Annotated in this window: 5 protein-coding genes, 2 tRNA genes and 2 pseudogenes; 6 read left to right on the forward strand and 3 right to left on the reverse strand. The window is 46.4% G+C overall.

Going from position 1 to position 5,215, the window contains the following annotated elements; all coding sequences use genetic code 11:
* The 4 genes and pseudogenes from RMO52_RS00450 to RMO52_RS00465 all read left to right on the forward strand — a co-directional run.
* Positions 1–474, forward strand: a pseudogene (locus tag RMO52_RS00450) (M48 family metallopeptidase); the annotation flags it as partial.
* Positions 453–532: transfer RNA gene (locus RMO52_RS00455), tRNA-Leu, on the forward strand. The pseudogene RMO52_RS00450 and the gene RMO52_RS00455, both read left to right, overlap by 22 nt.
* A 535-nt stretch (positions 533–1,067) precedes the next feature.
* On the forward strand, positions 1,068–2,651 hold the full coding sequence (gene ndhD1, locus RMO52_RS00460) for a photosynthetic/respiratory NAD(P)H-quinone oxidoreductase subunit D1 (RefSeq protein WP_396134849.1): 1,584 nt from the start codon (positions 1,068–1,070) through the stop codon (positions 2,649–2,651).
* A 101-nt stretch (positions 2,652–2,752) separates the two neighbouring features.
* A tRNA-Pro gene (locus RMO52_RS00465) sits at positions 2,753–2,826 on the forward strand.
* Between the two features lie 162 nt (positions 2,827–2,988).
* On the opposite strand, the gene RMO52_RS00470 is transcribed toward RMO52_RS00465, so the two are convergent.
* The 3 genes from RMO52_RS00470 to RMO52_RS00480 all read right to left on the reverse strand — a co-directional run bounded on the left by RMO52_RS00470 (position 2,989) and on the right by RMO52_RS00480 (position 4,283).
* Positions 2,989–3,348: a type II toxin-antitoxin system PemK/MazF family toxin gene (locus RMO52_RS00470; protein ID WP_310410027.1), complete on the reverse strand. Its 360-nt coding sequence runs from the start codon at positions 3,346–3,348 to the stop codon at positions 2,989–2,991.
* Entirely contained in the window at positions 3,345–3,611 is a 267-nt protein-coding gene (locus RMO52_RS00475; protein WP_310410029.1) for a hypothetical protein, read from the reverse strand. Before RMO52_RS00475 ends, RMO52_RS00470 begins: the two co-directional genes overlap by 4 nt.
* A 378-nt stretch (positions 3,612–3,989) precedes the next feature.
* Positions 3,990–4,283: a DUF1778 domain-containing protein gene (locus RMO52_RS00480; RefSeq protein WP_310410031.1), complete on the reverse strand. Its 294-nt coding sequence runs from the start codon at positions 4,281–4,283 to the stop codon at positions 3,990–3,992.
* A 203-nt stretch (positions 4,284–4,486) separates the two neighbouring features.
* Between RMO52_RS00480 and RMO52_RS00485 the strand changes: the two genes are divergently transcribed.
* Positions 4,487–4,951, forward strand: coding sequence for a helix-turn-helix domain-containing protein (locus tag RMO52_RS00485; protein ID WP_310410033.1), 465 nt, complete (start codon positions 4,487–4,489; stop codon positions 4,949–4,951).
* A 3-nt stretch (positions 4,952–4,954) separates the two neighbouring features.
* A pseudogene (locus RMO52_RS00490) lies at positions 4,955–5,215 on the forward strand (PIN domain-containing protein); the annotation flags it as partial.

The raw sequence follows: 5,215 nt of genomic DNA on the forward strand, positions 1-5,215 counted from the left end.
AAGTGCGAACATGGTGTTTACCTGACGCTGGCAAATATTATCGTCCTCGCCACTGGGGGTTTATTACCAGGCATCGGGACTGCACTCGCCCAAAACCTGCAAGCCCAGATGCTACAATGGTTACGCTGTGCCGAATTTAGTTGCGATCGTGCAGCCCTCCTCGTCAGCCAAGATCCCAAAACCGTCATTTCAGTATTAATGAAACTCTCCGGCGGCTCTCCACAACTAGCACCGTTACTCAATGTCGATGCCTTTTTAGCTCAGGCTCGCGCCTACGAGCAAGTGAGCGCCACGAGTTTTGGCAAAATGCTCACAGCCAGCCAAACCGAACAACTCAGCCATCCCGTCCCCGTCTTGCGTGCTAAGGAGATCGATCTGTGGTCGCAAACCGATAATTATCAGTCCTTGCTAAATAACCCCACTATGCGCTATGATAAGCAAGCTATAAATTTGGCTGGCTGGCGGAATTGGTAGACGCAGTTGACTCAAAATCATCCGCGAAAGCGTGTCGGTTCGAGTCCGACGCTGGCCATAGCATGAAACTCAATTTTATTCCGATTGAGTACCCTAGAAACCCGACTTCTTCACAGAGGTCGGGTTTCTTTATTTCTGCCGATTGCCAAGAGATCGACCCTACCCCTAAAGAGCCAAAAAACTTGTTAAGGAATTATGAGATACCCGTCCCACCATCAGGGGATCGCATATAGTGTCAAAGAGGTGTGGTTGCAAGCTGAGAACTAAAGGTAAGTCACGGTAGCTACTAGCCGTAGAGACGATCGACCGAGCGCCATCGCGATTTTCATAACGCGATCGTTTACTAATCTGTCCATCAGAGCAACAGCGCCAACACAGCAGCATTGTGCTACCGCTGCTGCAAATCAACCTTGATTTAGACCTATTCAAACAACCCACTTGCCGATGGTTTTCTCTCCACCACAGCGGCTAGCCGCTGGTGCGATCCCTCAGCGAGCAGACGACCCCATCTCATCTGACAGAGGTCACGTCAACCCCATTTGTCACAAAATATATTAACTAATCGATTGGGCACACCCCGATTTTAAATGCCTATGAATAGCTTCCCTTGGCTGACAACGATTATTATATTTCCAGTCCTCGCTTCGCTGGCGATCCCCATCATTCCTGATAAAGATGGGCGGACAGTCCGCTGGTACGCGCTGATCGTGGGCTTGATTGATTTTGTCCTATTAGTCTACACCTTTGCCAATAACTATGATATTCATAGCGATCGATTACAACTAGTCGAAAGTTATACTTGGATTCCCCAACTAGACCTGAGATGGTCGGTGGGCGTCGATGGGATTTCCATGCCACTCATTTTACTGACGGGCTTTATCAGTACCCTCGCAATTTTAGCAGCCTGGCCAGTCACCTTCAAACCCAAACTGTTTTACTTCTTGATGTTGGTGATGTATGGCGGACAGATTGCCGTCTTTGCCGTTCAAGACATGTTGCTATTTTTCCTCGTCTGGGAACTGGAACTGATTCCAGTCTATCTATTCCTCGCAATTTGGGGCGGGAAGAAGCGATTGTATGCTTCCACTAAATTTATCCTTTACACCGCTGGCGGCTCCCTATTCATCCTCGTCGCCGCCTTAGCAATGGGATTCTATGGCGATACGATCAGCTTTGATATGCGGACATTAGCAGCTAAGAATTATGCCCATAATTTCCAGCTATTTATGTATGCCGGGTTATTGATCGCCTATGGCGTGAAATTACCGATTATTCCCCTTCACACCTGGCTCCCTGACGCACATGGCGAAGCTACAGCACCCGTCCACATGCTGCTAGCTGGCGTATTGCTGAAGATGGGTGGTTATGCCCTGATTCGGATGAATGCTGGCATGTTACCCGATGCTCATGCGACCTTTGCACCAGTATTAGTCGTGCTGGGGGTCGTAAATATCGTCTATGCCGCCTTAACTTCCTTCGCGCAACGAAATCTCAAGCGGAAGATCGCTTATTCATCAATTTCACACATGGGCTTCGTGCTAATTGGAATTGCCTCCTTCACCGACTTAGGGATGAGTGGTGCAGTCTTGCAAATGGTATCCCACGGCTTGATTGGGGCGAGTTTATTCTTCCTCGTTGGCGCTACATACGATCGCACCCACACCCTGATGCTCGATGAAATGGGCGGTGTCGGTCAAAAGATGAAAAAGATTTTTGCGATGTTTATCGCCTGTTCGATGGCATCCCTCGCTTTACCAGGCATGAGCGGCTTCGTTGCCGAACTGATGGTATTTGTCGGTTTTAGCACCAGCGATGCCTACACGCCCCAGTTTAAAGTCATCATGGTACTAATTGCCGCGATCGGAGTCGTACTCACCCCGATTTATCTGCTCTCGATGCTGCGAGAAATCTTCTACGGTGCCGAAAACAAAGAATTAGTCGAACATGAAGAGTTAGTCGATGCCGAACCCAGAGAGGTATTCATTATCGCCTGTCTGCTCGTCCCGATTATCGGTGTCGGTTTCTATCCCAAACTCCTCACCCAGATCTACGACTCGACCACTACCACACTAACAGCACACCTCCGCGATTCCGTCCCGACGATCGCGCACAAACCATCCAATCCAGTCGCAATCGGTGAGTTTCAAGCAGCGCCAACAATAATCGATCGATCGTGATTTGACCACTCACGGCAAGAAACTCGACTTCCAAGAAGTCGAGTTTCTGAACCTTCAATGCTTGGTACTTTTTATGATAGGATAGTAAATCTATACGTTATCGGGATGTAGCGCAGCTTGGTAGCGCACTGCTTTCGGGAAGCAGGGGTCGGAGGTTCAAATCCTCTCATCCCGATTAAGCTGAAATTTAGACACAGAAGGGTTCCTAGAAAGCATTTACGCGATCGGGGAATTTTTTAGTTGTACTCCAACTATCCTGAAGGAGAATCTTCGTTGGCGTAGCCGCGCCGAGAGGTAATCGAGTATGAGTAATTGTGTGAGCCAAAATATATCAATTTCACTCTACTTCACCGATCGATTCATCTAATTTCAAGGTATAAATCAGAGCCTCATTTAACTGTTGAACATACAACGAAGAGAGTTTACCAAGTTGCCTGATTAGTCGCTGTCGATCGATAACGGCAATTTGATAGCAGAGTGCCACAGATTCTTGAGTGAGTCCACCTTCTTCGGCGGGAATGGTAATGGTGCCAGGAATGTTCGAGCGGCGAAGATTTGAAGTGAGGGGCACGATGACAACTGTTTGGGTGAATCTATCGATCGTCTCACGCTGTACGACAACAACCGGACGTATTCCAGCTTGTTCGGAACCTCTACTGGGGTTTAAATCTGCAAGGTAGATGTCACCACGGCTCATGCGTAGTCCTCTTGTTGAAGATTTGAGGAATATTCTGGCAAGATGGCTTCAGCAAAAATGATGTCTTCTTGGGCAAATTCGGCTTTTAACGCTGCTGCATCAGCATCAGAAACCAGACGATCCCACTGCTGAAACCGAGTCGATCTATCTGTGATTTTGCTATTTTGGGCTAGAGTTGAGAGTTTGGTATCTAGCTCTTTCCGTTCGGCATCTGTCAGTGTTTGAATGATTTGGGCTAGGGAGTTTACCAGTTTTGCATTCATTGCGATCTTGCTCCATACTCACTTGCGCTATTTATTTCATGATAGGCGATTCTCGTTCCGAGCAACTGAGCCGACGTTCTACGTTGTCTAAAGGCTGAAAGAAACTTTGGCTGAGTACGCTCTAGTTTCATTCTTCTGCTTGGTGCGCTCAATCTGGAGGAAACCTCCAGAGCGCGCATCCGCAACCCAACCTACAGATCCTTGTCTAAGTTAATGTATTTATTCGATCCTCCAATATGTAGCAATTAGATCGCATCCGTAAAATTACTGAAGAACCTAAAATCGGACATTTCCAGATGCTGATAATCGAAATCAAAGTGAATGACAGCAATCTGACTGATGTGTTCAAAATCTCGTGAGTAGTGAATTATGAATGCGTTACTCTGGCAATCCCAGTGACTTAGCCACATCACTAATTTTCACCATCAAATTTAAAGGCTCCAGCGTTGAAGCAGTAAACCGATACCGATCGTAAAACTGCTTTAAAAATCTTTGGTCTAACAGCACATCCTGGGCGGTCTTTTGAGCCGACTCTAGCATAAACTCCGATCGACTCTTCCCTTGCAATTCCGCCGCTCGATCGATTAGATCGCGTTGATTCTTCTTAGCCCGGATGTTGATTGTGACATCCCGGGTTTCATTCGCCAAACCTTCGTCTGCTGAGTCGTACATAATGCTTCCTCCTATGCGGTAAGTGATAACTCTAATATAAAAGTGTCAACACAATGTCAACACACAATCGATCTGGGTGGAATTTGTTTGGAGGCTAAAAGGAAGTATCAGAAGATATTTCGATTATTTTGCTTATTGCGTTTGTGCTGATTATTTGGGTATGATTAGAGGACAGAGAGTTTACTATTCGATAAGGTGAGAATATGCCTCCAAACTTTACCGCCTTGCTATCCACACCGAGCGACGCTGAAAAAGCCTTAGCTAGAGAGAGTAGCCGCCAACTTGCGCCGTTGATTCAAAAAGAGCGTCCCAGCACTAGTATCAGCATTTTAGAAGATGACTTAGGACAAAGAATAGTTGTCCCTAATGTTGCCATCAGTCTACTCTTAGAGATTCTGACCCAAATAGCACAGGGTAACGCTGTTACTCTCATGCCCTATCATGCAGAGCTTACAACTCAACAAGCAGCAGATTTATTGAACGTTTCGCGCCCTTTTTTAGTAAAACTACTAGCATCAGGAGAACTAGCGCATCGGATGGTTGGTAAACATCGGCGGGTGTTGCTTCAAGATGTGATGAAATACAAAGAGAACATCGATCGAGCCAGAAACGAAACTCTTAATGAATTGGTCGCACAGGCGCAGGAATTAAATATGGGATATGAGTAACCTTTGTCAAATTTTACCGCCGTTTATGATGCTTGTGTTCTATACCCTGCGCCGCTTCGGGACTTATTGATGGAATTGGCTTTGACCGATTTATTTCGTGCTCGTTGGTCGGAAGAAATTCACAAAGAATGGATTCGTAACGTTCTTAAAAATCGCCCCGATCTAAAAGAAAGTCAACTGCTGAGAACTAAAGCCTTCATGGATGATAACGTCCGTGATGCTTTGGTTACTGGCTTTGAATCGTTAATACCGTCACTGCAATTA

The sequence above is a fragment of the Chamaesiphon sp. OTE_8_metabat_110 genome (genome assembly GCF_031382685.1).
In the GTDB taxonomy this organism is placed as follows: domain Bacteria; phylum Cyanobacteriota; class Cyanobacteriia; order Cyanobacteriales; family Chamaesiphonaceae; genus Chamaesiphon.

Bases quoted from the DNA above. Each gene is read 5' to 3' on its own strand.
- ndhD1 (WP_396134849.1), top strand. From the start codon at position 1,068: ATGAATAGCTTCCCTTGGCTGACAACGATTATTATATTTCCAGTCCTC.
- RMO52_RS00470 (WP_310410027.1), bottom strand. From the start codon at position 3,348: ATGAGCCGTGGTGACATCTACCTTGCAGATTTAAACCCCAGTAGAGGT.
- RMO52_RS00475 (WP_310410029.1), bottom strand. From the start codon at position 3,611: ATGAATGCAAAACTGGTAAACTCCCTAGCCCAAATCATTCAAACACTG.
- RMO52_RS00480 (WP_310410031.1), bottom strand. From the start codon at position 4,283: ATGTACGACTCAGCAGACGAAGGTTTGGCGAATGAAACCCGGGATGTC.
- RMO52_RS00485 (WP_310410033.1), top strand. From the start codon at position 4,487: ATGCCTCCAAACTTTACCGCCTTGCTATCCACACCGAGCGACGCTGAA.